General features: G+C 68.3%; 2 protein-coding genes. One reads left to right on the top strand and one right to left on the bottom strand.

Translation table 11 applies throughout. The features are described 5' to 3' along the window. Positions 1-184: 184 nt before the first annotated feature. A complete protein-coding gene (locus K789_RS0100240) occupies positions 185-673 on the top strand; it encodes a carboxymuconolactone decarboxylase family protein (RefSeq protein WP_024364991.1) in 489 nt (162 codons plus the stop codon). 272 nt (positions 674-945) lie between these two features. On the opposite strand, the gene K789_RS0100235 is transcribed toward K789_RS0100240, so the two are convergent. Continuing rightward, a partial coding sequence (locus tag K789_RS0100235; protein ID WP_024364990.1) for a TOBE domain-containing protein occupies positions 946-1,551 on the bottom strand: 606 nt, incomplete at its 5' end.

Here is a 1,551-nt window from a genome sequence, read left to right as displayed (position 1 = left end):
GTCGGCTCCCCCAAGGAGCCGACCGTCGAATGATGGGGGCTGGTCCGATGTCGGCGGACCAGCTCCGTGGAGCGGTCGAGGGAACCGCTCCTGCAGGGGATTTCGCTGTACCTGCATCTTGTCACACATGTGACAAATTTGTCACGTAGTTTTTCCGGTGTTTCGCATGGGTAGTCTTTTGACCATGGATGAGACAGCAGCAGTGCAGCACCACACCACCCGATCCGTGTTCCTGGACAAGGAGCACCCTGCCGCGTGGCGGGCCCTGAACGGACTCGGCCTGAAAGCCAAGGAGGCCGCGGACGAGGCCGGCCTGGACCGGACGCTAATCGAGCTGCTGAATGTCCGAATTTCGCAGATCAACGGCTGCGCGTATTGCTTGGACCTGCACGTGGGCGACGCCGTGAAGAACGGCGAATCGGCGCAGCGCTTGGCCGTCCTCCCGGCCTGGCGGGACACCGACCTCTTCACCGAGAAGGAACGTGCCGCCCTGACCCTGGCCGAGGCCATCACCAACATCTCGGACGCCGGCGCCCGCGAGCGCGAGGGCGCCGCCGCAAGGAAACACCTCACGGACGGGGAGTTCTCCGCCATAAGCTGGCTGGTGATCACCATGAACGCCTTCAACCGGGTCTCAATCGTCAGCCAGCACCCCGTCCGAAGGGACGGGTAGCCGGTCCGGCCCGGTGACGCGGCTTCGCTTCCGTGACGCGCATTCGGCCCTGCGACGCGGCTTCGCTTCCGTGATGCGCACAAACGATTGCGCCAGGGGAATACCCGGTGCGCCAGCCCTTTCGCGCGTCATGGAAAAATTGGCGCCGCGGGGAGGCCTGGCTTACGGCGAGCACTCCAGTTGGCGCCGTGCATTTGTCCTGGTGACGCGCATTCCCTTCGTGACGCCGTCACGAAGGGCGGCCGACCCGGTCCCGCCCGGCCCTGGCCCCGTCACGCCGGGTAGATCGACACCGCCGCCGCCTTGACCACGAAGTAGACCGCCAGCCCCGGCGCCAGACCAAGGTCCGCGGAGGCAGCCGGGGTCACATCCGCGGACAGCTCGCCGGCGCGGACCCGGATCTGGTCGCCGTGCGGCTCCAGGTCCGTGACCGTGACGCGGAACGAGTTCCGCGGGCTGCCGTGCGCCTCGCTCAGGAACACTGACACGGCCGACGGCGGGAACGCGGCCACGCCGGCCTGCCCGGCAACCAGCGGCGCGTCGTGCTGCCCGGCAAACTCCAGGCCCTCGGCCGATCGGATCCCCGCGGACGTCACGGTCCCCGACACGAGGTTCAGCCCGGCCAGCCCCGCGGCGAACCGGCTGCGCGGCCGCCGGAGGACATCACGGGTGGGGCCGTCCTCGGTAATCCGGCCCTCCTCCATCACGATCACCCGGTCCGCGAGCATGTAGGCGTCCAGGACGTCATGGGTGACGATGATGGCACGCCGTCCGGCCAGCACCCGTTTGAGCAGCCGCCGCAGCAGCGGGGCCGCGTGGATGTCCAGGGCGGACAGGGGCTCATCAAGGAGCAGGACGTCCGGATCCACAGCCAGGGC

Origin of the sequence: Arthrobacter sp. TB 26, assembly GCF_000427315.1 — a bacterium.
GTDB lineage: Bacteria > Actinomycetota > Actinomycetes > Actinomycetales > Micrococcaceae > Arthrobacter.
The sequence above is the reverse complement of the archived record's forward strand: the minus strand, read 5'-3'. Positions and strand labels throughout refer to the sequence as shown.

Excerpts from the sequence above, each read along its gene's own strand:
- K789_RS0100240 (WP_024364991.1), top strand. The coding sequence starts at position 185 with ATGGATGAGACAGCAGCAGTGCAGCACCACACCACCCGATCCGTGTTC.